Consider the following 24,807-nt stretch of genomic DNA (forward strand, 5'->3'; position numbering starts at 1 on the left):
TACCTTATAGGTTGTATTGTGGTTAGTCTGACCCTGTTAGAACCGCAACAGAAAACTCCCCTTCAGCAGTGGTGCTTTGAGAACTCCTCCATAATTCGGATTGGTCGAGCGGTAGATAATCACGTTGTTTTAAATGATAGTTTAGTTTCGCGGCATCATCTAGAACTGAGAAAAGTCGGTGAGGCTAGCAGTGGCGATGCTTGGCAACTAATTAGTCAGGGTACAAATGGGACTTTTCTCAACGGTATCCTTGTACTTCAAAGTCCGTTACCAGATAATTCCCTTTTGCAATTGGCACAGGGAGGCCCAATACTACAATTCCAAATTCAGAAGGTAACACAACTAGAAACTGATTTGCGATCGCAGCAACAAATACAAGGGAAAGAAGAAAACGCCGCCGAGACACTTTACTCAGCCAAAAATCTAGCAAATTCATCCTCCACTTGCACGCACGAAGGCAACTCCCCAAAAAATCTGTTTTGTATCCACTGCGGTCAACCTCTCTCAGTCCAACAAAAAATTTGCCATTATCAGGTGTTGCGAACTCTCGGACAAGGAGGTATGGGTACTACCTATCTCGCTTGGGATGAGATTGGTGTAATTGCGGGTATGCCACAACTGCTGGTGTTGAAGCAGATGAATGCTGATATGCTGAAAATTGTCAAAGCTCAAGAGTTATTTGAGCGAGAGGCGCACACTCTCAAATCCCTTAACTATCCTGGAATTCCCAAGTATTATGACTTCTTTGTAGAAGGCGGAAAAAAATATTTGGCAATGGAATTAATCCACGGACAAGATTTAGAGAAACGTGTCTATACTACTGGCCCAGTGACACCAAACCAAGCGATCACTTGGATGATCCAAACCTGCGATATCTTAGACTATCTTCATAGCCAAGAGCCACCACTGATTCACCGTGATATTAAACCCGCCAATTTAATGGTGCGAAGTTCAGGAAATCATATAGTGGTGCTAGATTTTGGCGCAGTTAAGGAAATTGGCACAGCGCCTGGTACTCGAATTGGTGCAGAAGGTTACTGCGCTCCTGAACAAGAACGAGGACAACCTTTGACTCAATCTGATTTGTATGCAATTGGGCCAACGCTGATTTTTTTGCTCACAGGCGAAAACCCTTTCAAGTATTACCGCCAACGAGGGCGAAACTTCAGGTTTGATGTGGCAAAAGTCCCCACCATTAGTTCCCAATTAAGAGATGTAATCGATCGCGTTACAGAACCATTACCACGCGATCGCTATCAAAACGCAAAAGAATTGGCTGCGGCTTTAGCTGCCTGTAAAGTTTAGAGAGTGGGCAGTAGAGACGCGATTAATCGCGTCTAGGGAGTGGTGAATATTAAAAATTCCTATCCCCTATTCCCTATTCTCTACTCTTCATCCCAAGTTTCTACAGCTAGTAATTCACTAACTGGGTCTTGCATACTAAAGCCAAAGTCAAGCAGTTCTTGTTTCCAGTGCTGCCATTCATTACCATAAAGCAAAGCGATTTTCCAGATGCTATCGCTTGGCTTGATAATATTCGATTCTATGAGTGATTGCACGTTGCGCTGCAATTTCACCATTGGGTGAATCACTTTCTGAGTCATAACCTCGATTGAATTCTGATTTTGTGGGTAAATACTTAATTAAAACTGCTTTCCATTCTGCAATTGTTGCCGGCCCGTAGAGTGGTGTAATTTGCTAAAGCTAGTCTTAACTTTCTAACTATACCATAACAAACTCTACTAAGTTACTGACAAATTCGGTTTTGTACGGTAATTACCACCAGAAAACCTGAATTTTACCAAGCAGTCCTTAAACTTTTTGCAAAAGCCAGATAAAAGTTTTAGGAGAAGGGGTAAGAGATTTTTATGTTTACCCTTTTTCCTTTAATCTTTGCCCCTTTTGTTTTTTCTCTTTACCTTTACCTTTTTTCTGCAAGAATACAACACTATCTTTCGTAAGATATCTATTGTGGACGCCGAGCAGAATAATTAGTCCTCAGGGAAGTTTCCTAAGTAGTGTGACTTAGGACTACTGCGAAAATTCTGTTTGTTTCAATTAGGGAAAATATGCTTGCTTGTTGAAGAAGCTATAGGATATGAGCTAGCTTGAAAGTTTTTGACTGACAGGGAAATTTGCAATTGAGTAGAAATGTTTACTCTTTGTGTTGATTTAAATGTTGTTTAGAATATCGCAAACATCTGGCATTAGGCAAATTAATTGCAAATCTTTATATAATTTTAATATTTGGCTCAAAGAATAAGGCCTGTTATGGTACAGGGTAGGTTTTGCTTTGACGTATAGGAGCGATCGCATAGCAAAATTGTTGGTACAGCATGGGTTTAGCATCAAGTTCTCTTGTCTTCAGAGTCAGCATTTAAAGTTTGTGTAAAAAATTTTTAGCGAAGATGTTAGTTTCTGTTGAGCAGATGGGTATCCTCAGAACGGAGGCTTGCTGATACCTAAGTATTTACCGCAGCAAGTATGTGAGGTATGGCTGGTTTAGATGAAGAATACCTAGTTACCCGCAAAAAGCAGATTCAGCGACGACAAAAGATTGTCACGATAGTGTCGATGTTCTCGTTTTTTGGTTCTACGGCATTTGCAGTTATTCCAGCAATCCAACAGGCTGTTCAACCTAAGCCAGCAACTGCGTCTGCATCTCCTGAGTCAGGATTACAGCAACAGGCGCAGGGCTACGAGTTGGTTTTACAACGGGAACCAGAAAACCAACTTGCTTTAGAAAAACTGTTTGTGCTGCGGTTGCAATTGAAGGATAGAAAGGGTGCGATGGAGCCTTTGGAGAAGCTGGTGAAGTTACATCCCGAGCGGCAAGATTACAAAGTTGTATTAGAGCAGATTAAGAAACAAGAAGGTAATGACGATCGTTAAACGAATAGCCCAAAAAAACTTGATTGGTATTGTTTAATTAGACAAGCTAGCCAAAATTATCCTCACTCAATTAAATTATTAACACTTATAGAAGCGAAGTTAGTAAAAATGACATTTATTTCATATGCCCAGAATTTTGAAGATGTTTTGCTCAACAGAGTATTTAGACATAAAACAAAAGGATTTTATATTGATGTAGGAGCATTACATCCAACTGTTGACTCAGTAACCAAAGCTTTTTATGATTTGGGATGGTCAGGAATAAATATAGAACCAATAAAAGAATACTATAATATATTCCAGAAAGAACGCCCAAGAGATATTAACCTGAATATTGCCATAAGTAATTCAGAAGGAAACCTAGATTTTTTTCAAGTAGTAGGACAACCCGGAAACTCTACTTTAAATAAAGAAATAGCTGATAAAATTGCCCAAGAGAAAGGTTTAGAACTTTCTCGATATACTGTTTATGTCAAGACTTTAGCGGAAGTCTGCAAAAAATATGTCGATCAAAACATTGATTTTCTTAAAATTGATGTTGAAGGAGTAGAAGAGGAAGTTATTTTAGGTGGCAATTGGGAGATATTTAGACCAACAATATTAGTAATAGAAACTACTTTACCAAATACGAACATTCGCTGTAAAAATAATATTCCTATTTTTTTAAGGGAAAAAGGTTATCAACAAGTTTTCTTTGATGGAATTAATGATTATTATATATCTGAAGAGTCAGGCGATTTAGCAAAACACTTTTCTTTTCCTGTTAATATTTTAGATAATTATCTAAACTATAGATTTATCGATAAAAATATAAAAATATACGAGTTATCTAAAGAAAAAGTAAAAACTTTATCCCCTCCTAATATTTTAATTGATGGTATCTTTTTCCAACTCTATAAAACAGGAATTGCTAGAGTTTGGCGAAGTCTGCTAGAACAATGGTCAAATAGTGATTTTGCTAATCATATCATAGTTTTAGATAGAGCCAATACTGCACCCAAAATTAATGGTATTCGTTATCGCACAACTCCCGCCTACGACTATAACAATACCGAAGCTGATAAACAGATGCTTCAACAAATCTGTGATGAAGAAGAAGCAGAATTATTTATATCTTCCTACTACACCACCCCCATTGAAACCGCTTCCGTTTTTATGGCTTATGACATGATTCCTGAAGTATTAGGAGGAAATTTAAATGAACCTATGTGGCGTGAAAAACACAATGGTATCAAACACGCCTCCACTTTTATCGCCATTTCTGAAAATACAGCTAAAGACTTAAGTAAATGTTTCCCTAAGATACCCTTAGAATCAATTACGGTGGCTCATTGTGGAGTAGATTCTCTGTTCTCTCCAGCTTCTGTAGATGACATTAAAAGTTTTAAATATAAATATGGCATTGATAAACCGTACTTCCTGTTGGTTGGTGCGGGAACTGGTTACAAGAATGGTATTTTATTCTTCCAAGCTTTTTATCAACTTGTCATTAGCTATGCATTTGATATTATTTGTACAGGAAGCGGTGGAGTGTTAGCGCCAGAGTTAAGAACATATACATTAGGTAGTACTATACATCTTCTCCAACTTAATGATGAAGAATTAGCCTTAGCTTATTCGGGTGCTGTGGCGTTAGTTTATCCTTCTAAATATGAAGGTTTTGGAATGCCTGTATTAGAAGCAATGGCTTGTGGCTGTCCTGTTATTACCTGTGCTAATTCTTCAATTACAGAAGTAGCAAGAGATGCAGCTATTTATGTTCAAGATGATGATGTAAATGCGCTGGTAAATGCGCTCTGTGAGGTACAAAAGCCTAGTATTCGTTACTCTTTAATTACTGCGGGTTTGGCACAGGCAAAAAAGTTCTCATGGACAAAAATGGCGCAAACCATAAGTTCTGCCTTGATTAATACTACTCTCCTCTCTTTAAACCTCAATGAGATTAATTTAATTATTTTCCCAGACTGGTTACAGCCAGAAGAGTTAATCGGTTTAGAATTGCAACGAGTGATGAAGGCGATCGCCACTCATTCTAATAGTGAAAAAACTACCCTACTTATCGATACTGGTAACATTGCTGGTGAAGATGCTGAACTGTTTTTATCTAGTGTGGTTATGAATCTTTTGCTACAGGAAGATTTAGATGTTACCGAAAGATTAGAAATTTCTCTAGTGGAAAACTTGGCTGATATTCAGTGGCAAGCTTTGCTACCTCGTATCAATGCCAGAATTCTTTTAGAACATGAGGATCAACAAGCTTTAGCACAAGTGGCAGCAACTAAAGTACCTTTTTGCCAAATCGATAACTTAAGCAATCAGCTAGATGTTTTATTGAAGCAAGAAAAACAACTTAAATACCAACTATCGGAAAATTTTATTATTTACTATATTAAAGAAATTTCTATAAGTCTTCCCTACGATCATGCTTTGCCACATTATCAGAAGAGGTTTAGACTTTATGATAAATTTATAGGTGTTATAGCTAAATATTTACCAAACAATCAAGATTTTGTAGTTGATATTGGAGCAAACGTTGGTGATACAACAGCTCTGCTGCTGCAATATTGCTTAAATCCAATTATATGTATAGAAGCAGATGATGAATTCTTTGGTATTATGGAACGTAATCTTTCAGAATATAACCAAAGAATTATTCTTGTAAATTCTTTTGTTTCGGGAAACAATTTTAAAAATGTAGAACTAGTAAAAAATAGCGGCACAGCAAGAGCAGTAGAAAGTAAAACTAAAATTGTGAAATCAGATTCATTAGAATCAATTATTAAAAATTCCAATTTTGGCAAGTGTATACTCATAAAAACTGATACTGATGGATTTGACTTTGAAATTCTACTTTCTTCTCTGAGCATAATCAAAGAAGATAGACCAATACTTTATTGGGAAAATGAGATTTCATCCCTAAAAGACATAGAGCTTGCGAAAGATTTACTTAATAAATTAGCAAATATTAATTATACAAAATATATCGTTATAGATAATTTTGGTAATCCGTTGTTTTACGGATGTTCTCCTCAATACTTAGAGCAAATTAATAAGTATCTATTTAACAATATTTATAATGAAAATAATACCTTTTATTATATAGATATAGTTGCTTTTCCAGAAACATATAGTCATCTTATTCCACAAATTGCATCTGAGTATAATGATTTTATTATAAGTTCAAATGTATACCCATAATTGCTAACTCTTGTTTTAAAACGCAAGAAGATAGTGTCTTAATTTATCCCGATACTATAAAGCAGATAGCAGTAAGCATTTTATCCTGTGAGTCAATATTACAAGGGTATGCACCCCATTTCTTGTTATAATTATGACCTAAGTAAGCAGCTTCAACTAATAGGTGAAATTAAGAAATGAATCCTTCATAACTGACTTATGATCCGGTGAAAGTAACTCAATTTAATTACCTAAGTAGAGGAGTCAATACCTGATGCATTTGCTGCCAAGCAATCTTATTATTTTTCCCAACTGGTTGCAACCAGAAGAGTTACTGTATTTAGACCTAGAACGAGTTATTAAGACAATAGCTACTCATCCAGATAGCAACAAAATTATCCTATTTATAGATACTACTAGTATTTATGAGGAAGATGCTGATCTAGTAGTATCTAGTGTGTTGATGAATCTGCTATTGTTAGAAGACTTAGATGTTACCGAAGAATATGAAATTTCTCTGCTGGGAAACGCAGATAGAATTGAATGGGAGTCCATAGTATCTTGTATTCATGCTCGAATTATTCTAGAAAATGAAAATCAGGAGTTGTTAACATCTTTTCTGGTAAAGAATATTCCGTCGTATAAAGTAGAAGATTTAAGTAATATCCCATTAGGTCAGTTAGTTTTTAATTTAAGCAAGAAATTATTTCTTGAGGAAAGATGGAAAGAAGCGATCACCCAATATCAAAAACTCCTAGAAATGCAATCTGGTGATGCAGATATTTATTGGAACTTAAGCCATTGCTATAGACACTTAAACCTGCTAGATGAATATTTTAATACTCTCCAGCAAGGAATTAAGCTTTACCCTACACATGAAAGATTGCATTTTTCATTAATTATCGATTTCCGGCAGAATGGACGTATTCAAGAAGCAATTTTAAGTGCCGATCATGCTGCTAAATGTTTCCCTGATGATTATACTTTTCAACTCCTCAAATATTTGACAGTTCCATCAATATATGATAGTCAGGCGGAAATTAGCTTTTATCGCCAGCGCTACACTCAAGGGCTGCAAAATTTAATTCAGCGTACATCTCTTAAAACTACAGAAGAACAAAATAGTGCTTTAGCCGGTATAGGTCGCCTCACAAACTTTTTTTTATCATATCAAGCACAAAATGATATAGATTTGCAACGCCAATATGGAAACTTAGTGCATGAAATTATGGCTGTTAACTATCCACAATGGTGTGTACCTCTATCAATGTCTAAACTTCAGCCTAATAACAAAATTCGTATTGGTTACGTTTCCCATTACCTGCATTCTTATAGTGGAACACTTTGGTTAACAGGTTGGTTGCGTCATAGCAATCATGAAAGCTTTCAAATCTACTGTTATTACACAGGAAATGAGCCAGATCCAATTACCAAACAATTTCAAGAATATAGTGATGCTTTCCACCATATTCCTGATAATTTACCAGCAGCCTGTGAACAGATAATTGTCGATAAGCTGCACATTTTAGTTTTTCCTGAAATTGGTATGAATCCCCAAACTATGCAAATGGCAGGTCTGCGGCTTGCGCCTGTGCAATGTGTCGCTTGGGGACATCCGGTAACAACTGGCTTACCCACAATTGATTACTTTTTATCTAGCGAGTTAATGGAACCTAAAAATGCCCAAGAACATTATTCAGAAAAATTAATTCGCTTACCAAATATTGGCGTTTCTTACCCTAAACCATATATTCCGCCAGTCATCAAAACCCGCTCAGATTTTCAGCTACCAGATGATGCAGTTATCTATTTATGCTGCCAAGCTCCTTTTAAATACCTACCACAATATGATTTTATTTTTGCGGAAATTGCTCACTGCGTTCCGCAAGCTAAATTTTTGTTTTTGCGTGGTACTTTACTTCAGCCACGCCTGAAGGGTGCTTTTGCTGCTATCGGTTTGAACAGCGAGGATTATTGTGTATTTCTGAGTATTCCAGAGCGACTGGACTATCTAATGATTAACTTACTTTCAGACGTTTATCTAGATACATTCACCTGGTCTGGTGGTAATACTACCTTAGAAGCGATCGCTTGTAATCTCCCCATTGTTACCTGTCCGGGAGAATTTATGCGGGGTCGTCACTCTGACAGCTTCCTGAAAATGCTAGGAGTGACAGATACCATAGCTGAAAACGAAGCAGAATATATCGAAATTGCTGTCAAATTAGGACTAGACCTAGCTTGGCGAAGCACTATTGCGGAGAGAATGAGCCAAAATCACGATCGTCTCTTTGATGATAAAGCTTGTGTTGTAGGTTTAGAAGCCTTCTATAAACAAGTTTGTAGTAAGCACTGAAGTGCTTAAATTTGTAATTACAGGAGAAGAGGACTAAAGTCCTCACTACGAGCTTATTTTTTTTCAATATAGTTCTGCCACATCTGTTGGTAAGCCTTCTCCATTTCACGGGTAAACTGCTTACCATTCCACAGGGGTGCTGTTTGTCGAGATACTTTCAATTTCAAAGCCACCTGCTGGCGTAAAATCTCATCTTTCCCCAAGCGGACACCCCACTCAATATATTCTTCATCACTCCAGGCGATGCCTTCTGTAATTCCTGCATTCATCATCATGGTGTAGCTATTACGCGCTGCAAACTGTTCACCGACTCGCGTCACCAAGGGGATACCCATCCACAATGTTTCTAGGGTTGTTGTCGCTCCGTTGTAGGGAAATGTATCTAATACAATATCAGCAATGCCTAAATTAGCACGATGAACTGCCTCTGAATGAACCATTGGTAAAAATCGTAATCGAGAACAATCTACACCTTGTTCTTCGGCAATTTGGTAAAAGAAGCGTTTAATTGTTTCCTCCTCAGAAAGTCCTTTAATCAAAAAGTAGCTGTTAGGTACTTGTTTGATAATTTGCATTTGCCACTTTGTCGTTTCTGGATGGCGTTTATATCCTCTTTGGGCGCTGAGATATACAACGGCATCCATAGGGATATCCAAGTCATCGCGGCGGAGAGTGGGTACACCAACTTCAAAACCATCTACTGCTATGTAAATTTGGGGTAATCGCCAGATTTTCTCTGTATAGTAATTTTGGGCATCATCTGGCAATACATAAGGATCTGCGATAAAGTAATCAATTGCAGGTAAGCTTGATGCATCCCACCCCAGCCAAGTAACTTGAATTGGGGCTGGCTTGAGTGCCATCACTTCACAAGTAATATCTAGAGTGATGCTATCAAGGTCAACTAAAATATCAATTTTATCTTGATATATCTGGTCAGCATTTTGTAGGCCATTCATACCTAATTTACAAGCTTTTCCTGGCTGCCTTAGATACCACTCTTGGAGATTATCGTTTACTAATTTGTAGTTAACAAAATAAGTATGAATATCAAATTTATCTCGATCATGATGTTGAAATAACCAGCGAGCTAGCCAACCAACAGAATGATTCCTTAAAGCGTAAGATATATAACCAATTTTTAATTTCTTCGGATGGTGTATTAAAGATTGATGATTAATGATTTGACGAGTATAGTTTTTTCCTTGTGATTGACCAAGAGCTTGAATATAATTATTAAAAATCTCAGCTACCTGATTATGAATAGCTCGGAAATCAGTAGGAGCATCTTTAATGTGAGGTATCGAAAAAGATGGAAGAAGCAACCGTAATACTCTTGCTTCTTCCATAGGAATTCGTTCAGCTTCAATAAACTCTTTATATACAGTTTCCAATTCTTCACAAGTTGTACATATCTCTTGCCAATATCCTCCTGCTGACATTAGACCCCTTAACAGCAAATGGAGGCCGGAAATTTTATCAGCCAAGCTTTCTGATAAGGAATAACACAACCTAGCTGTTTCTATGCCCTGAGAATAATTACGAGCGTCTTGATAAAAAGACGCTAAGTGTCGCAAAACTTCTACATTATTTGGCTCCAATCGTAAATGCAATTCTAGCAGAGACGCTGCTAGTAAAGGCTGCTGCAAAATATGACCAATTTGCATAGCAGCAGGAAGCAGTATACAGAAGCATTGATGAGGATCAGAGAAATAAGGCAGACTAGCTTCTAGTAAATTTAGATTAATTGGATGTAAGGGAACAGTATTTAAAAATTCTTTTAAAACTTCGATTAATAATTCGCTATTGATTTCTATATTTTCTTTGGCGTTTAAGCTTTCAATTAATCCCCACTCATTCAAATTATCAATTTCTTCAAACTTTTCCAATTTGATAGAAAGTATAAGAATTTGAAGCAAATTATTTATATAACTAGGATTAATTTCCCGCATATGCTGGCGAATTAACCAGGCTAGAGAATATTCTGCCAGTGTTTCACGCCTTTCAGCTTCTATTTGCAAAACTTGAAATAGTTCATTTGTCCAAATTGGTAACTGTTCTTCATCTGCCTCTGTAATTGGCAGCATCCAAGTCATTTGAGCTTCTGCTTCTTGCCCTTGCAATAGTAATAGTAGTCCTAAATACCAATAATAATAAATAGCATTTGGTTCTATTGCTATTGCTTGTTTATATAACTGTGCTGCTTGCGAATATTTTTCTTGAACCAAGTATTGTTCAGCTTGATTTTGCCAATTATATATATCAGTAATCATTGTGATTCTCTGAGAAAATTTTATGAGGGATATCATTGTGAACGACTTACATAATGGAAATAAAGTGGATAGAAGCATCTACCCACTTTGGAAAATATCTAGTTGAGAAACAATTTATATACTGTTTGTCCTTGGTTGTTTACTTAGCCAAAGAGGTAAAGCCGGCGGGACAAGTAAGTGCTCCAGAGGTGGTGGCAAATGTAACGCTACTTGCATTTGAACCACTGCTAGACAGGGGCAATAGAGCTTCACACAAAACACCTATGGTAGTAGCTTCACTAGTAGCACCTACGTTTGTCACCTCTACACCACCAACATAGCTTTTGAGAGGCGCACCAGCTGTATTTACTGATGCTCGGTTAGTTACTACAGCACCAGTACCCGAATAAGTACCGGTAACGGTGTATGCGTAATTTACGGTTTGTGTTTGAATACCAATTCCTAGAGCACTAATGTCACTTGTAAATGCAGTATTTTCTAGGAAATAAGCTTGTTGAGCGCGGTTCAATGAACCTGTATAAGTTTTAGCTTCCGACTGCTTGGCTTTGTTAGCTTGGTTCAAGAAAGAAGGTAGTGCGATCGCAGATAAAATACCGATGATAATAATTACTACTAGTAATTCAATGAGTGTAAAACCCTCATCTCCGTTCTTCTTGGCGAGGATGTGTTGGAGAAATTTGGCTTTTAATTCAGTTTTCATAAGTGTTTTCCAGGGGGTAGGAAGTGCTTGGGTGTTCTAGATGTAACTTACCCAACTGCGATCGCTTTCCTATCACCTTCAGAAAAAAAGTTTGGGGAGATGTCGCTTTTAGATTTCATCTCAACCATTAGGTCTGGAACCAACTCTACAAAGTCGCGCTTGGTTTTCTTCAATCGGTCAGCACAAACAAAATACACATCAGGCGATCGCAGGTTTCTTTTTTTTCGAGTTGTCCTCTTTTATATTCATTCATTTGCGATCGCTTCCCATCTGACGTAGCCAATCACAGTTTGTTATGCTAGATTAAACGTAGTCGTTATGAGTTTATGTATTTTCATGAATAACCCCACAGTAGAAAACTTAGTAATTATCGGTTCTGGACCAGCAGGGTACACATCTGCCATCTATGCCGGACGCGCTAACCTGAAACCCGTTGTCTTTGAAGGTTTCCAAGCCGGGGGATTACCTGGTGGACAACTAATGACAACGACGGAAGTTGAAAATTTTCCGGGATTTCCGAAAGGAATTACCGGGCCGGAACTGATGGATCAGATGAAGGCGCAGGCGGAGCGCTGGGGAGCTGAACTGTATACTGAAGATGTTATATCAGTTGATTTGAGTCAGCGTCCCTTTACAGTGCGATCGCAAGAAAGGGAAATAAAAACCAACAGCATCGTTATTGCTACTGGTGCGACAGCAAAGCGTTTGGGTTTACCTAACGAACACGAATTTTGGAGTCGGGGTATCTCCGCTTGTGCAATTTGCGATGGTGCGACACCAATTTTTCACGGGGCAGAATTGGCTGTAATTGGTGCTGGCGACTCGGCGGCGGAAGAGTGTATTTACCTTACCAAATACGGTTCTAAGGTAAATATGTTGGTACGCACCGATAAAATGCGGGCTTCTAAAGCCATGCAAGACCGCGTTTTGAGTAACCCAAAAATCCAAGTCCATTGGAACACAGAAGCCGTGGATATCTACGGTAATGGTCACATGGAAGGGGTGAAAGTCCGCAATACCAAAACTGGTGAAGAGAGCCAATTGCACGCTAAAGGTTTATTTTACGCGGTTGGTCACAGTCCCAATACCTCTTTATTTAAAGGTCAATTAGAACTGGATGAGATAGGTTACATTGTCACTAAGCCCGGTTCTGTAGAAACCAGTCTAGAAGGCGTTTTTGCTGCTGGTGATGTACAAGATCATGAGTTTCGCCAAGCAATTACGGCCGCGGGTACTGGCTGTATGGCGGCGATGTTGGCAGAACGTTGGTTATCATTCACTGGCTTGATTCAAGAATTCCATCAACAGCAAGAAACAGCAGATAATGAATTAGAACATCAGCCAGCTGCAAAGAAAACCGAAGCCGAGGAAGAAGCTGGATTTAATTTGGATGGGACACGCCATCAGGGAGGTTATGCTTTACGGAAATTGTTCCATGAAAGCGATCGCTTACTCCTTGTTAAATACGTCTCTCCTGGTTGTGGCCCTTGTCATACCCTGAAGCCAATTTTAAATAAAGTGGTGGATGAATTTGACAGCAAAATTCACTTTGTGGAAATTGACATCGACAAAGACCGAGACATTGCCGAAAATGCTAATGTTACAGGAACACCAACGGTTCAATTGTTCAAAAATAAGGAACTGGTCAAGGAAGTCAAAGGCGTGAAGCAAAAGAGCGAATACCGCCAGTTGATTGAAAGTAATCTGTAAGAGAATGGGGACTGGGGACTGGGGATTGGAGACTGGGGACTGGGGACTGGGGACTAGGGACTGGGGTTTGGGAAATAATTCTTTTAACTGCTAATACCCAGTACCCAATACCCAATCACCAATCACCAATCACCCAGTCGAGTACCATACTCTTGTTTACCCTGCTGTTGAGAACGAATAAAACGACAGTAACCGTTAAGACCTTTTTCAATCCTGTCTTTAAGCTGACTGACCCAGTTTAATTGTTCTGTGTTGCAGTAGCCCAAGCTCTCAGCAATAATGAAAGCGCTTTTGGTTTCAGTCAATGAGCCGCGAGCAATGTACATAAAACGCAATCTATCTAGATAATGATAGCGTCCATAGCCCTCAGCTATGTTCAGTAAAACGCTGCAAGCTGCTCTTCGTAATTGATCGCTCAAATTGTAACGCTCACAACCCGGCAAACTATCTGCTAATCGATAAGCCGCTTTTAGCAGCTTGAGGCTATCTTGGTAGAAGTCTAAAGACTCAAAGCCTCTATCTTGCATATCATCCCAATCTAAAGTCCCTCAATTTTATGGGACATTTTTACCAAATACCCAGTCCCTAATCCCCAATCCCCAGTCCCCAATATGTAAAATAGTCAGCGTATCTTGCTTGATCCAGGCGATCGCTTTATGGCCATTACAAAACGGCGACTACCGACATTTTTACAGTTTGGCAAAAGTCTCAATCTTTCCCAAAAACTCATGTTCATCGGGTTAGGCATTACCCTATTTTTCATTTTCCTGGCCTTCTTCGCTCCCGTATTACAGGCTTGGGGATGGCTGCAAAACCCCAAAGATTTTCTCTCTAATCCAATTCACGAGCCACCCTCAGCTAAACATTGGTTTGGTACTAGTCGCCTGGGTTATGATGTGTTCTCCCGGACATTGTTTGGCGCTCAAGCTGCTTTGCAGGTGGTGATTTTGGCAACAGCGCTGAGTATGATTATCGGTGTACCTTTGGGGATGCTTAGTGGGTATATCGGCGGTAAATTAGATAAAGTGTTGCTATTTATTATGGATAGCATCTACACTTTACCGGGGCTACTGCTATCTGTGACACTGGCGTTTGTGGTGGGGCGTGGGATATTAAATGCAGCGATCGCTATTAGCATTGCTTATATCCCTCAATATTATCGGGTTGTTCGCAACCACACCGTCAGCGTTAAAACCGAAGTGTTTATCGAAGCAGCTCAAGCAATGGGTGCTTCCACTTGGGTTGTGCTTTCTCGTTATCTGTTTTTCAATGTCATTCAAAGCGTACCCGTCCTATTTACACTCAATGCCGCTGATGCAATTTTGGTGTTGGGCGGTTTAGGCTTTTTGGGGCTAGGACTTCCCGAAGAAGTGGCAGAATGGGGACATGATTTAAAACAAGCCCTAGAAGCTCTACCTACTGGTATTTGGTGGACTACGCTTTTTCCTGGTTTAACTATGACATTTATGGTGGTAGGGTTATCACTACTTGGTGAAGGGTTAAATGAATTTGTCAATCCCCGATTACGGAGAGAAAATAGAATCCGACAGTAATCATTGTACAGACGCGATTAATCGCGTCTGTACAATGGTCATTAGTTTTAAACGAATGACAAATGACAAATAAACAATACAGAGATTTATATGAAAGATAATCTAACGTTAATTGCTGCCGCTACTGGCGGGTTTATCCTTTCCATTGCTCTTGCTGGTATCTTAAGAGGTGCGCCAATTACAGCTTGGCAAGAGCAATCGAGTTTCCGCAGCATGACTTTTGCTAATTTACAAAAATCAGAGTTGAAAGCTGCGCGTCTTCTCCCAAGCAAAGACACTGCGCGAACAGATCGGGCGTGAAAACGACTCGCGCCCAATAATAAGGAATAGAGAATAGCTGTTCACCAATTACCAATGCTCAATGACAAATGACAAATGACAAAATTCAAGTAATTGGCATTGATGTCGGAGGAACGGCAATTAAGCTGGGGCGTTTTGCAGCTGATGGTACTTGTCTGTTATCTATGACTGTAGTATCTCCTCAACCAACAACGCCGGAGGCCGTGTTGGCGGTGCTGGTAGATGCGATCGCTCAAATCGATCCAGATAATCAAGCTGTTGCTATTGGTGTTGGTACTCCTGGCCCATCCGATGCCGCAGGACGCATTGCCAAAATCGCGATTAACTTACCTGGATGGATCGATGTGCCCTTAGCAGACTGGTTGGAAGCTAAAACTGGCAAACCGACTGCGATCGCTAATGATGCTAATTGCGCTCTTTTGGGAGAAGCTTGGCTAGGAGCCGGTCGCCACTTTCAAAATCTGATTCTGCTAACTTTAGGTACTGGGGTTGGCGGCGCAATTATTCTTGATGGCAAACTATTTATTGGACATCAAGGAGCCGCCGGGGAATTGGGTTTAATTTCATTAAATCCTGATGGCCCAATTTGTAATAGTGGCAATCGAGGCTCTTTGGAACAATATGCTTGTGCGACTGCAATTCGCCGCCGCACTCTCAAGGAACCCATCGAATTGGGTTTTCTTGCCCAACAAGGAGATGTCGCAGCCTTGACTTTTTGGCAGGAATATGGTATGGATTTGGGAATTGGTTTGACGAGTTTGATTTATGTACTCACACCGCAAGCGATCGTGATTGGTGGCGGTATTAGTGGCAGCTTTGAGTTTTTCTTACCAAGTGTGAAGGCAGAAATTGAGAAGCGAGTGCAACCTTTATCACGAGAAGGTTTACAGATATTGCCAGCCGAGTTGGGCAATTTTGCCGGGATAGTAGGTGCAGCAAAGTTGGCATGGCAATGCTATTCAGGATTTTAGATTATGGTTCAAACAATCCCAGCTAGAGACATCAGTCTTTATGAATTAGAAGAAAAATTTGGTTTACAACTTGCCACAGACACCAATTTCTTTACAGAATGGACAGAAAATTTACCCACTCTGACTGATGGTGAACAGCAAGCGCTCGCGCGAGTGAAAAGCAACTATTTAAACTTGAATAAGCACCGTCTGATGTCAGAAGAGGCGGTAAAGATGGTAGTGCTATCTCCTTTACTCGATTTAGCTGGATTTTATCAACCTCCTTTTGAGATTGAAACTGAGACTTCTGTTGAGATTTCTGCTGAAGACGAGAGCTTTATCGTTAAAGGAAACATTGATGTTCTTGTCATCCAAAAACATTTTTGGGTACTTGCGATCGAATCTAAAAGCAGTAAATTTGATGTGATGACAGCCCTACCTCAAGCACTGGCTTATATGCTTGCTCGTCCAAATCCTGCACAACCAACTTTTGGGTTACTAATCAACGGTAGGGAATTTGTTTTTGTCAAGTTGATTCAACAAGAACATCCTTGGTATGCACGCTCTTATGCGCTATCAATCGAACGTGATTTAGAACTACACCAAGTACTCAGTATATTGAAGCGCCTTGGAGAATTAATCGTAATTCGTAATCCGTAATTTGTAATACTAAGACAAAGAATATCCTGTTGCTTTCTGAACGTATTTCACAACTTTTTCATAAGATTCAGGATTACTTACAGGGTTGATGATAATAGGAATAGTGCCATCTGGCAACCAAAAAGTTATCCTGCCGTTCGGTTCATGACAAAAGGAACTGATGCAGTTGAGATTAATTACATATTCATTTTTTTCGTAAATTATTTTCACCCAGTGGGCACAGTCTAATTCTAATCCTGTCACACATTCTAAATAATTGAAAATTTTTTGATAGTCTTCCAGGTTACTTTGGGGGTTAATTACTATAGGAATCGCACTATCGGGTAGCCAAAAAGTAACTCTGCCATTCAGTTCATAACAAAAAGCATGGACACTTTCAAAATTTACTACATATTCTTTCCTTTCGTAAAGGATTCTCACCCAGTACGCCACAACATCTCCTCAAGTCCGAAATTTACGAATGATGCACCCTGAATGTCCAAATCTACTGAAGCTTTAAGTTAATGTTGTAATTAATTTTGAATTTTGAATTGTTATGACACCTCCAATGGTGTTGATGTGTTAGATGTCGAAAGAGAGAGAGCGATCGCTGTTTGAATAAATCCTTTAAATAAGGGATGAGGTGTACTGGGGCGTGATTGAAATTCTGGATGAAATTGGCAAGCAAGAAAGAATGGGTGCTTGGGTAATTCCACAATTTCAACTAAACGTCCATCGGGAGAAGTACCACTAATCGTGTAGCCAGACTTTAACAACAAATCGCGGTAAACATTGTTGAACTCATAGCGGTGTCGATGTCGTTCATAAATCACATCTTCTTGATAGAGCTTAAAAGCTAAAGTATCAGGGAGAACATGACAAGGGTATAGTCCTAAGCGCATTGTACCCCCTAAATCCACAACTTCCTGCTGTTCTGGTAATAAATTTATTACCGGATCGATTGTGTAAGGGTCAAATTCAGCACTATTGGCATCTGTTAATCCCACTACGTGCCTAGCCCATTCAATCACAGAACATTGCATACCCAGGCATAAACCTAAGAAGGGAATTTGGCGATCGCGGGCGTATTTAATCGCGGCAATTTTACCATCGACTCCCCGAACCCCGAAACCTCCTGGTACAACTATGCCATCAACACCCTGAAGATAATTTTCGGCTGGTTCAGTTTCCAAATTTTCTGAATTTACCCAACGCAGACGCACTTTGCCATAAGTGGAGATTGCAGCATGGTTCAGCGCTTCCACTACAGATAGATAGGCATCACTTAACTGCACATACTTACCAACAATGGCAATTTCTACCTCGTGCTTGGGACTATGTAACCGTTTTACCAGGGTTTGCCACTGCGTCAAATCTGGTTTACGTTGTTCCATTTGCAGCAAGTTCAGCACTTGTTCTGCCATTCCTTGTCGTTCTAAATTCAGGGGTACTTCATAGATACTTTTGGCATCTTGGGAAGTGATGACGCATTCTTCCGGCACATCGCAAAAGCCTGACAATTTCTGCTTTAATCCTTTGGGTAAAGGGCGATCGCTCCGACAAACTAAAATATCTGGTTGAATACCAATGGATCTCAGCTCCTTAACTGAATGCTGTGTTGGCTTAGTTTTCATTTCACCCGCAGAGGCAATCCACGGCACCAGTGTTACGTGCATATACAATACATTTTGCCGTCCCACCTCTTTACGGAACTGGCGAATTGCTTCCAAAAACGGCAGTGATTCAATATCTCCCACCGTCCCGCCAATTTCTGTGATTACTACAGAGGGGTTTGTACTTTTAGCAACTCGCAGAATCCGCTCTTTAATTTCATTGGTAATATGAGGAATTACCTGTACAGTACCGCCATTGTAGTCTCCGCGCCGCTCTTTATTGATGACTGCTTGGTAAATCGAGCCAGTAGTCACACAATTTAAGCGCGACATTGAGGTATCAGTAAAGCGTTCGTAATGCCCTAAGTCTAAATCTGTCTCCGCACCATCTTGGGTAACGAATACTTCCCCATGCTGAAAGGGACTCATTGTGCCAGGATCGATATTAATATAAGGGTCAAGTTTGAGAATCGACACCGAATATCGGCGCGACTTCAGCAAACGCCCTAGACTTGCTGCTACAATGCCCTTACCAATACTGGAAACTACGCCTCCAGTAACAAAGATAAACTTAGTCATACTAGTTTGAATTTCTAACAACTTCTAAAAATACATCCCGTCATTGTGCCACAGTTATTGTGGTGTCATCTTCTGTGATTTGCTGTGAAAAAACTTCTAGGATTAGTAATATTAGGCTTTATTCTTTCCTCCTCCATAGCATTGGCACAGCCATCTCTTACAGTCATTTTTCCCCAGACAAACTACCAGACAAGTGCCCAAAAAATATTCTTTTTGGGCACTGCACCACCAGATGGTGAGGTTTTGATCAATAGTAAGCCAATTACCCGCAGCAAAGCTGGTCATTTTTCTCCTAGTTTCCCCTTGCAATTGGGGGAGAATCTTTTTACTGTGCGTCGCCAGAATCAAGAACTTCAGATTAAGGTGATCAGGCTTAACACTAGCCCTGAACTACCACAGGGGGTAGCCTTTGCGAAAGATTCCCTGACTCCCGCAGTTGACATCGCCAGATTACCGGGAGAAGTAATTTGTTTTGGCGCGATTGCACCCCCTAACGCTAATGTCTCTGTAAACTTGGCTAATCAAACTATTCCCCTTTCACCTCAACCTCAACAGGCAGAACTACCAAGCAATTTGGCAGCTTTGACAGGGCAAAATCAGCCTCATGCCCAGTCTAGCGTAGGCGATTACAAAGGTTGCACCACAGTGGCAACAGCCGCCGATCTGGGAAAACCTCAGTTTCAACTGACGCTCAATGGTAAGACGATCGCTCAACCAGGATCTGGTAAGATTGAAATCCTCTCAAGAGCACAGTTGCCAGTTTCTGAGGTTACAGTAGAGTCAGGTGTTACTCGTACCGGCCCAAGCACCGATTATTCTCGACTTACACCACTACCCAAAGGCACGCGTGCAACAGTAACAGGTAGAGAAGGTGAATGGTTGCGCCTAGACTATGGCGCTTGGATTAATAGTAAAGAAACCCGCATTCTACCTGGTGCAATTGAGCCACAAACAATAATTCGCAGTGTCGGATACCGTCAACTCCCTGGTGCCACAGAGATAGTTTTCCCCTTACAAGTTCCCGTACCTGTGAGCGTGCAACAAAGTGAGCAAGCTCTCGCTCTCACTCTCTACAATACCACTGCCCAAACGGACATAATTCGCCTGGATGATGACCCCCTAATTTATCGCCTAGATTGGCAACAGGAGGCTCCAGAACAAGTAAAATACACCTTTAACCTCAAAAAAGCTCAACAGTGGGGATACAAGCTGAGATATGACGGTACAACCCTGGTTTTGGCTTTGCGTCATCCGCCTAAAATCGGGAACACAAGACGCAAGCTTTTAGCTAATTTCAAGATTGTACTCGATCCAGGGCATGGTGGTAAAGAATCTGGTGCCAGTGGCCCAACTGGATATTTAGAAAAAGATGTGAATTTGGTGGTATCGAAGTTGCTGCGGGACGATTTGGTGAAGCAAGGAGCAACGGTAGTGATGACGCGGGAGGATGATAAGGAGGTTTCTTTAGTAGAACGTCAGGCAATTATTAGTCGAGAAGAACCTGCGATCGCTATTTCCATACATCACAATTCTCTACCCGATGATGGTGATGCTGAAAAAACCAAGGGATTCGGCGCTTTTTGGTATCAACCCCAAGCCCATAACCTGGCAATGTTTTTACACAACTATGTAGTCAAAAAACTTGGCAAACCTTCTTATGGTGTGTTTTGGGATAACCTGGCGTTAACACGTCCAACTGCTGCACCATCGGTATTACTGGAATTGGGTTTTATGAGCAATCCTGATGAATTTGAGCAGATAATGAACCCAGAGGTACAGAAGAAAACGGCTGATGCGATCGCTCAAGGGATTACTGAGTGGTTTATGAGTGTTAAATGATTGTATTTGGTGGAGTGCGATCGCCTCCAACGGGGCGTAGCCCATCGTTATTTTTTCGTTAGTTCCTGCTCAATGCTGCGATCGGTCTTTGTTCAAGCTTTTTGACTTTTGTAATGTATTTCCAAGCATAGCACCAAGTGCTATATAATAAGCAAAGGCAATGACCATAGCATGATAATCTATAAAACCCGATGGTTTGACCGTTGGGCACGCAAAGAGGGTTTAAATGACCTTAGCCTCTGCACGGCTGTCAACGAAATGACGGCAGGACTTTACGAAGCCGATCTAGGAGGCGGACTGTTCAAAAAGCGGATTGCCCGCTCTGGACAAGGTAAGCGTAGTGGCTTTCGCACATTGGTGGCAACCAACAAGGGAGATTGCTGGTTTTTTGTTTTCGGCTTCCCGAAAAACGAGCGCAGTAACATTAACAAAAAAGAAGAAGAAGCATTAAAAAAGCTGGCATCAGTGCTGTTATAGCCGTAGTCACACAGGTTAGGACATTTGGAAACGGTGAAAGAAGAGAGTTAACAATAGTTTTACCTCCTGCCTCCTGCCCTCTGCCTCCTGCCTCCTGCCTCCTGCCTCCTGCCTCCTGCTATATCTTACACGCTAGAGGATCTCGAAAAGGCCAAGCTAGAAGATGAATTGATGGAGGTAATTTGCAATGGCGAAGAAGAAATCAGCGATTCTTGAAGCCGTTCACGAAACGGCTACGGGGCTGCACAAGGCTGGACTGATGGATCAGACTACATTGCGTGAATTCGACAGTCTGTGCTTGCCTGGGATTGAAGCGCTTGAACCTAAGCAAATTAAGGAAATACGCGAATCATCTCATGTCAGTCAGGCAGTATTTGCTGCGATTTTGAATACAAGTCTATCAGCGGTTCAAAAGTGGGAAATCGGTCAGAAGCGCCCCAGTGGCACTGCTCTTAAGCTGTTGCACCTAGTTAAGAAACGGGGATTGAATACCCTGATTGATTAAGGGTTATTTTTGAGGAAAGTGACGCTATCTTGATGATTTAAATGAGTTTCCTGAAGAAGTACAAGATGTTAGGACTTACACAAAAACTCTCTGAAACTCTTATTCCTCCGTGCCCTCTGCGTTCTTTGTGGTTCGATTTTCCGTTACCTGTGTGTAAGTCCTGGATGTAATGGGTTCTGCTCTGGATTTTGCACAACATGGTGAAAGCATCCTGATGCAAAACCTTTACATGGATTTTAAGGGGCTGGTATTTTAGAAATTGTAGATAATTTAAATCAGGAATATTTAGACGGTTTATAGGTTGACATTTAGCCTTTGCTATGCGGTTTGATATGACTAGCGTGCTTATCTGATAGGTATTTTTGGGTATTAACATCAGTAGATTTGCCATTAATCCCTGCTCTTTGAGATGGAGGGATTTTATCTAACATTTCTTGGGCTTGTACTCTGGTTCTGATCGGATCGCCAGGTTGAATCCCACCTTTATATAATCTACGGGCTGCACTTAAGGATAAATCCTGTAATTGGGTATGTTGAACATTAATATTGGCAGCAGCGTTAAAAGCGGAATTACGCTCTTGTTCGTTAGACATGGGTAAACCAATCTAGTGTGATGTATAGCTTATTTTCTTATGGTTCCCATTTGAAGACAGATGCGATCGCTAATTTGCCTACTACTGAAAAGCTGGTTAAATTCCGCAATCTTTACCAATGCAATACTGTGCATCTGGATGTAAGTGTTGCAAAACCTGAGCAATTGAGTCTGTAAGAATGATGGTTTAGGGATGTTCTTGAAATATTTTTGCCTTTGGCACGCTTTGCGAACACAAAAGTACCATCAGACTCAGGTAGTTGAGTGTGATCAAGAAACTGGGGTGGTATGGCAATATCAGCAAGTGTCTCATTCATACTTTGAAAAGCATTGCAGCTATTTATATAGTCCTTTACGCTTCCCATCAGGTATTACAAAGTAGTATAACACCTTGCTATATATTGATTTCAGTGCTTCTACCCTGCCAGAACAACTTTGATTGCGGGTAGAAATATATGAAATCTTATATTTTGAATACGTATGTGTTTTAAAATCGGCGGTATAGTGGGAGCGATCGCTATTTTATTAAGTAATGGCAGTGCGTTCACCGAAGGTGTTGGCGCAGCCATCGCCAAAGATGCACAAAGGTATATCACTGTCGGGCATGATAAATTAGGAAACAGCGTAGCTCTGGATATAAAAACTATTAAGGGCACGACATACAAGCTTTACGGAATATATGGTGATGGTATTTTCGAGACTACGTTCGACGCTTCGTGCAAAGAATCACGGCTTTTTCGGAATCGCATTGCCATTTACGGATCACAAGGACAGCTACTTCAAGAGGATCAAGAGAAAGGAGAAATACCTTTTGTAGCTAATTCTTCACCAGGTAGAGGAATGCAAATTGTTTGTCAAAAGATTGGTGTCCGTGGTTGGTAGATGCTCAATATTTTATGAGTAGGGGGACAAGAGGAACAACTGTGCCCAATGCCCCATATCTTTAGTTGTCAGCTAAGGACAAAACAACGTGTCACGCGTATCTCGTCCTGTTGTGGGATTAGTCCCTTTGGCAAGTTTGCACAATTTTTTTTGCTCATCGGGACGCAGCAGCGTATCGGTAAAATCTGCCCCATCAATGATTGCACCATCAAATCTGGCATTAGCAGCAAAGGCACCTTCCAACAGTGCATTTGTCAAATTTGCTCTGACTAAACGAGCTGAGTCTAAAGTGGAATTTCTCAAATCAGAACCCTCCAAATTTGCAGACTCCAAATTTGCTGCAAAGAAACTGACACCATTCAACTTAGCTTGGCTAAAGTTGCTCTGGCGAAGATTAGCTTTGGTAAAGCTGGAGTCTGTTAAATCGCGTCCTGAAAAATCAGCCTCAACCAAAATTTCTTTATTATATTCAAGTGCCAAAGCTGTTGGAGCAAAACCGACTGTTGCGGTAATGCCAACTATTCCCCAGAGGAATAAGCTGAGTATACTTGCCCAAATTCGATGGTTTGTTTTACGCTTCAACCCTAGCTTTGTTCGCGATAAGGCGAGTGTAGAACCCGTAGTGCGTAGGCGTAGCCCGCCGCAGGCATCGCTTAACCTAGAATTTATAAAATTCATCATATTTTTAGTCAATGGCTAACCTTCCTCCATCTCATTATCCAGATATTGGTTCATTAGGAGAAGACCTAGTAGCTCAATGGTTGCAATCTACTGGTTGGCTAATTCTCCATCGCCGCTTTTCTAGCCGCTGGGGGGAAATTGATATCATTGCTGAATATGCTAGAAACGCAGAGGAAGCTGGGGAGCAAGGGAGCAAGGGAACAGTAGGACAACTCAGTACTCAGCACTCATTATTGGCATTTGTTGAAGTTAAAACCCGTAGTTCAGGTAGTTGGGATACAGGGGGAAGAAGTGCAATCACCCCACAAAAGCAAGCAAAAATTTGGCGGACAGCTGAAATATTCTTAGCCCAGTACCCAGAGAAGGCAGATTATTCTTGTAGATTTGATGTTGCTATTGTCTACTGTCAAAGGATATCAAAAAATCTGACTGGGATTACAGCAAATCAGGAAGCTCTAGCTACTTTATCAGTACCCGGATATAAGTTTAAGCTGCAAGAATACATTCTGGCAGCTTTCGACTCTTCAATTGATAATGGTTAATCGGTAATCGATAAAATATCTTAATTACCAATAACCAATAATTTTGTAGTGACGTTACAACCAAATAGGATCACGCCAAAGTTTCTGGACAGTAACCTAAGCCCCGGACAAACTGTTGCCGGAACGCTTCAATTTCTTCTCTTTCTGGGCTACCATGAGAAACGATCGCTACTTGATAACGACGCATCACATCCACAGGGCACTGTCCCGCTTCCAAACTCCAAAGTGCCATTTGCACCCTCATTGGCGGTTCGTAGCTAATTCCTAATTCATTTAGAAAAGCCCGAAAGTCGCCATCTTCTTGGGGCGAGACTTGACCTTTGAGTTTGATCCTAACCACCCAGCCATCAATTTGATGAATTACGGTGACGAACGAAACTGGTGTCTGGGGTCTAGCGTGGAGGTGTTGAACGACCCTCAGGGTTAGACTGGCATTTGCCAGATAGTACAAGTATTCCATGTTTATTGGTGCTTGGGATCAAAGCCAATCCTACATATCTATATTCGTCAATCAGTGCCTGTTCCCGGTAGGGTAAAAGCCCCCGTT

24 protein-coding genes and 3 pseudogenes are annotated in these 24,807 nt (G+C 40.6%); 16 read left to right on the forward strand and 11 right to left on the reverse strand.

Going from position 1 to position 24,807, the window contains the following annotated elements; all coding sequences use genetic code 11:
• Window positions 1-18: 18 nt before the first annotated feature.
• Window positions 19-1,305, forward strand: a complete 1,287-nt coding sequence (locus V7K79_RS01910) for a protein kinase domain-containing protein (RefSeq protein WP_335044192.1) — start codon at window positions 19-21, stop codon at window positions 1,303-1,305.
• 80 nt (window positions 1,306-1,385) lie between these two features.
• On the opposite strand, the gene V7K79_RS01915 is transcribed toward V7K79_RS01910, so the two are convergent.
• Complete coding sequence (locus tag V7K79_RS01915; protein WP_181930103.1) at window positions 1,386-1,604, reverse strand: DUF4327 family protein; 219 nt, start codon at window positions 1,602-1,604, stop codon at window positions 1,386-1,388.
• Between the two features lie 889 nt (window positions 1,605-2,493).
• Between V7K79_RS01915 and V7K79_RS01920 the strand changes: the two genes are divergently transcribed.
• The 4 genes and pseudogenes from V7K79_RS01920 (at window position 2,494) to V7K79_RS01930 (ending at window position 8,425) form a co-directional block, all read left to right on the forward strand.
• Window positions 2,494-2,892, forward strand: a complete 399-nt coding sequence (locus V7K79_RS01920) for a tetratricopeptide repeat protein (protein ID WP_335044194.1) — start codon at window positions 2,494-2,496, stop codon at window positions 2,890-2,892.
• A 93-nt stretch (window positions 2,893-2,985) separates the two neighbouring features.
• Window positions 2,986-5,214: pseudogene (locus V7K79_RS01925) on the forward strand (FkbM family methyltransferase); the annotation flags it as partial.
• Between the two features lie 105 nt (window positions 5,215-5,319).
• Entirely contained in the window at window positions 5,320-6,090 is a 771-nt protein-coding gene (locus V7K79_RS29905; RefSeq protein ID WP_442938884.1) for an FkbM family methyltransferase, read from the forward strand.
• Between the two features lie 253 nt (window positions 6,091-6,343).
• Entirely contained in the window at window positions 6,344-8,425 is a 2,082-nt protein-coding gene (locus V7K79_RS01930; RefSeq protein WP_335044197.1) for an O-linked N-acetylglucosamine transferase, SPINDLY family protein, read from the forward strand.
• Window positions 8,426-8,478: 53 nt separating this feature from the next.
• Here V7K79_RS01930 and V7K79_RS01935 read toward each other — a convergent pair whose 3' ends face one another.
• The 3 genes and pseudogenes from V7K79_RS01935 to V7K79_RS01945 all read right to left on the reverse strand — a co-directional run.
• Window positions 8,479-10,698 carry an O-linked N-acetylglucosamine transferase, SPINDLY family protein gene (locus V7K79_RS01935; RefSeq protein ID WP_335044200.1) on the reverse strand — a complete coding sequence of 740 codons (2,220 nt, stop codon included), beginning with the start codon at window positions 10,696-10,698 and terminating at the stop codon, window positions 8,479-8,481.
• Between the two features lie 139 nt (window positions 10,699-10,837).
• Window positions 10,838-11,398 (reverse strand): type IV pilin-like G/H family protein, encoded by a 561-nt coding sequence (locus tag V7K79_RS01940; RefSeq protein ID WP_335044203.1) that lies wholly within the window; start codon window positions 11,396-11,398, stop codon window positions 10,838-10,840.
• A 101-nt stretch (window positions 11,399-11,499) separates the two neighbouring features.
• A pseudogene (locus tag V7K79_RS01945) lies at window positions 11,500-11,622 on the reverse strand (Uma2 family endonuclease); the annotation flags it as partial.
• A 112-nt stretch (window positions 11,623-11,734) separates the two neighbouring features.
• Here V7K79_RS01945 and trxB point away from each other — a divergent pair.
• On the forward strand, window positions 11,735-13,108 hold the full coding sequence (trxB, locus tag V7K79_RS01950; RefSeq protein ID WP_442938882.1) for a thioredoxin-disulfide reductase: 1,374 nt from the start codon (window positions 11,735-11,737) through the stop codon (window positions 13,106-13,108).
• 122 nt (window positions 13,109-13,230) lie between these two features.
• On the opposite strand, the gene V7K79_RS01955 is transcribed toward trxB, so the two are convergent.
• Window positions 13,231-13,635 (reverse strand): four helix bundle protein, encoded by a 405-nt coding sequence (locus V7K79_RS01955; protein WP_335044209.1) that lies wholly within the window; start codon window positions 13,633-13,635, stop codon window positions 13,231-13,233.
• A 129-nt stretch (window positions 13,636-13,764) separates the two neighbouring features.
• On the opposite strand from V7K79_RS01955, the gene V7K79_RS01960 reads away from it, so the two are divergent.
• The 4 genes from V7K79_RS01960 to V7K79_RS01975 all read left to right on the forward strand — a co-directional run bounded on the left by V7K79_RS01960 (window position 13,765) and on the right by V7K79_RS01975 (window position 16,571).
• Window positions 13,765-14,661: an ABC transporter permease gene (locus V7K79_RS01960; RefSeq protein ID WP_335044212.1), complete on the forward strand. Its 897-nt coding sequence runs from the start codon at window positions 13,765-13,767 to the stop codon at window positions 14,659-14,661.
• A 90-nt stretch (window positions 14,662-14,751) separates the two neighbouring features.
• Window positions 14,752-14,961: a hypothetical protein gene (locus tag V7K79_RS01965; RefSeq protein WP_335044213.1), complete on the forward strand. Its 210-nt coding sequence runs from the start codon at window positions 14,752-14,754 to the stop codon at window positions 14,959-14,961.
• 68 nt (window positions 14,962-15,029) lie between these two features.
• On the forward strand, window positions 15,030-15,932 hold the full coding sequence (locus V7K79_RS01970) for an ROK family protein (RefSeq protein WP_335044215.1): 903 nt from the start codon (window positions 15,030-15,032) through the stop codon (window positions 15,930-15,932).
• Window positions 15,933-15,935: 3 nt separating this feature from the next.
• The gene (locus V7K79_RS01975; RefSeq protein WP_335044217.1) at window positions 15,936-16,571 is read left to right on the forward strand and encodes a type I restriction endonuclease subunit R; all 636 of its coding nucleotides are present in this window, start codon (window positions 15,936-15,938) and stop codon (window positions 16,569-16,571) included.
• A gap of 9 nt (window positions 16,572-16,580) precedes the next feature.
• Here V7K79_RS01975 and V7K79_RS01980 read toward each other — a convergent pair whose 3' ends face one another.
• Together V7K79_RS01980 and V7K79_RS01985 are read right to left on the reverse strand one after the other, a co-directional pair.
• A complete protein-coding gene (locus V7K79_RS01980; RefSeq protein WP_335044219.1) occupies window positions 16,581-17,003 on the reverse strand; it encodes a hypothetical protein in 423 nt (140 codons plus the stop codon).
• Between the two features lie 101 nt (window positions 17,004-17,104).
• Complete coding sequence (locus tag V7K79_RS01985; protein WP_335044221.1) at window positions 17,105-18,742, reverse strand: CTP synthase; 1,638 nt, start codon at window positions 18,740-18,742, stop codon at window positions 17,105-17,107.
• Between the two features lie 84 nt (window positions 18,743-18,826).
• Between V7K79_RS01985 and V7K79_RS01990 the strand changes: the two genes are divergently transcribed.
• The 3 genes from V7K79_RS01990 to V7K79_RS02000 all read left to right on the forward strand — a co-directional run bounded on the left by V7K79_RS01990 (window position 18,827) and on the right by V7K79_RS02000 (window position 21,563).
• Window positions 18,827-20,581, forward strand: a complete 1,755-nt coding sequence (locus V7K79_RS01990) for an N-acetylmuramoyl-L-alanine amidase (RefSeq protein ID WP_335044224.1) — start codon at window positions 18,827-18,829, stop codon at window positions 20,579-20,581.
• A gap of 171 nt (window positions 20,582-20,752) precedes the next feature.
• Window positions 20,753-21,058, forward strand: a complete 306-nt coding sequence (locus V7K79_RS01995) for a type II toxin-antitoxin system RelE/ParE family toxin (RefSeq protein WP_335044225.1) — start codon at window positions 20,753-20,755, stop codon at window positions 21,056-21,058.
• Between the two features lie 187 nt (window positions 21,059-21,245).
• Window positions 21,246-21,563 carry a helix-turn-helix domain-containing protein gene (locus V7K79_RS02000; RefSeq protein WP_335044227.1) on the forward strand — a complete coding sequence of 106 codons (318 nt, stop codon included), beginning with the start codon at window positions 21,246-21,248 and terminating at the stop codon, window positions 21,561-21,563.
• A 308-nt stretch (window positions 21,564-21,871) separates the two neighbouring features.
• Here the strand turns inward: V7K79_RS02000 and V7K79_RS02005 are convergent, their stop codons facing one another.
• Complete coding sequence (locus V7K79_RS02005) at window positions 21,872-22,156, reverse strand: hypothetical protein (protein WP_335044230.1); 285 nt, start codon at window positions 22,154-22,156, stop codon at window positions 21,872-21,874.
• A gap of 20 nt (window positions 22,157-22,176) precedes the next feature.
• Between V7K79_RS02005 and V7K79_RS02010 the strand changes: the two genes are divergently transcribed.
• Window positions 22,177-22,332 carry a hypothetical protein gene (locus V7K79_RS02010; protein WP_335044351.1) on the forward strand — a complete coding sequence of 52 codons (156 nt, stop codon included), beginning with the start codon at window positions 22,177-22,179 and terminating at the stop codon, window positions 22,330-22,332.
• Here the strand turns inward: V7K79_RS02010 and V7K79_RS02015 are convergent.
• Window positions 22,256-22,472 (reverse strand): annotated as a pseudogene (locus tag V7K79_RS02015) (Uma2 family endonuclease); the annotation flags it as partial. The gene V7K79_RS02010 and the pseudogene V7K79_RS02015 sit on opposite strands and share 77 nt — an antisense overlap.
• A gap of 163 nt (window positions 22,473-22,635) precedes the next feature.
• On the opposite strand from V7K79_RS02015, the gene V7K79_RS02020 reads away from it, so the two are divergent.
• Window positions 22,636-23,037, forward strand: coding sequence for a hypothetical protein (locus V7K79_RS02020; protein ID WP_335044232.1), 402 nt, complete (start codon window positions 22,636-22,638; stop codon window positions 23,035-23,037).
• Window positions 23,038-23,109: 72 nt separating this feature from the next.
• On the opposite strand, the gene V7K79_RS02025 is transcribed toward V7K79_RS02020, so the two are convergent.
• On the reverse strand, window positions 23,110-23,718 hold the full coding sequence (locus V7K79_RS02025) for a pentapeptide repeat-containing protein (protein ID WP_442938883.1): 609 nt from the start codon (window positions 23,716-23,718) through the stop codon (window positions 23,110-23,112).
• Between the two features lie 11 nt (window positions 23,719-23,729).
• Here V7K79_RS02025 and V7K79_RS02030 point away from each other — a divergent pair, with 11 nt between their 5' ends.
• Window positions 23,730-24,260 (forward strand): YraN family protein, encoded by a 531-nt coding sequence (locus V7K79_RS02030; RefSeq protein WP_335044234.1) that lies wholly within the window; start codon window positions 23,730-23,732, stop codon window positions 24,258-24,260.
• 70 nt (window positions 24,261-24,330) lie between these two features.
• Here the strand turns inward: V7K79_RS02030 and V7K79_RS02035 are convergent, their stop codons facing one another.
• Window positions 24,331-24,720: a hypothetical protein gene (locus V7K79_RS02035; protein ID WP_335044235.1), complete on the reverse strand. Its 390-nt coding sequence runs from the start codon at window positions 24,718-24,720 to the stop codon at window positions 24,331-24,333.
• Window positions 24,721-24,807: the final 87 nt, after the last annotated feature.

Origin of the sequence: Nostoc sp. (assembly GCF_036917575.1) — a bacterium.
GTDB lineage: Bacteria > Cyanobacteriota > Cyanobacteriia > Cyanobacteriales > Nostocaceae > Nostoc.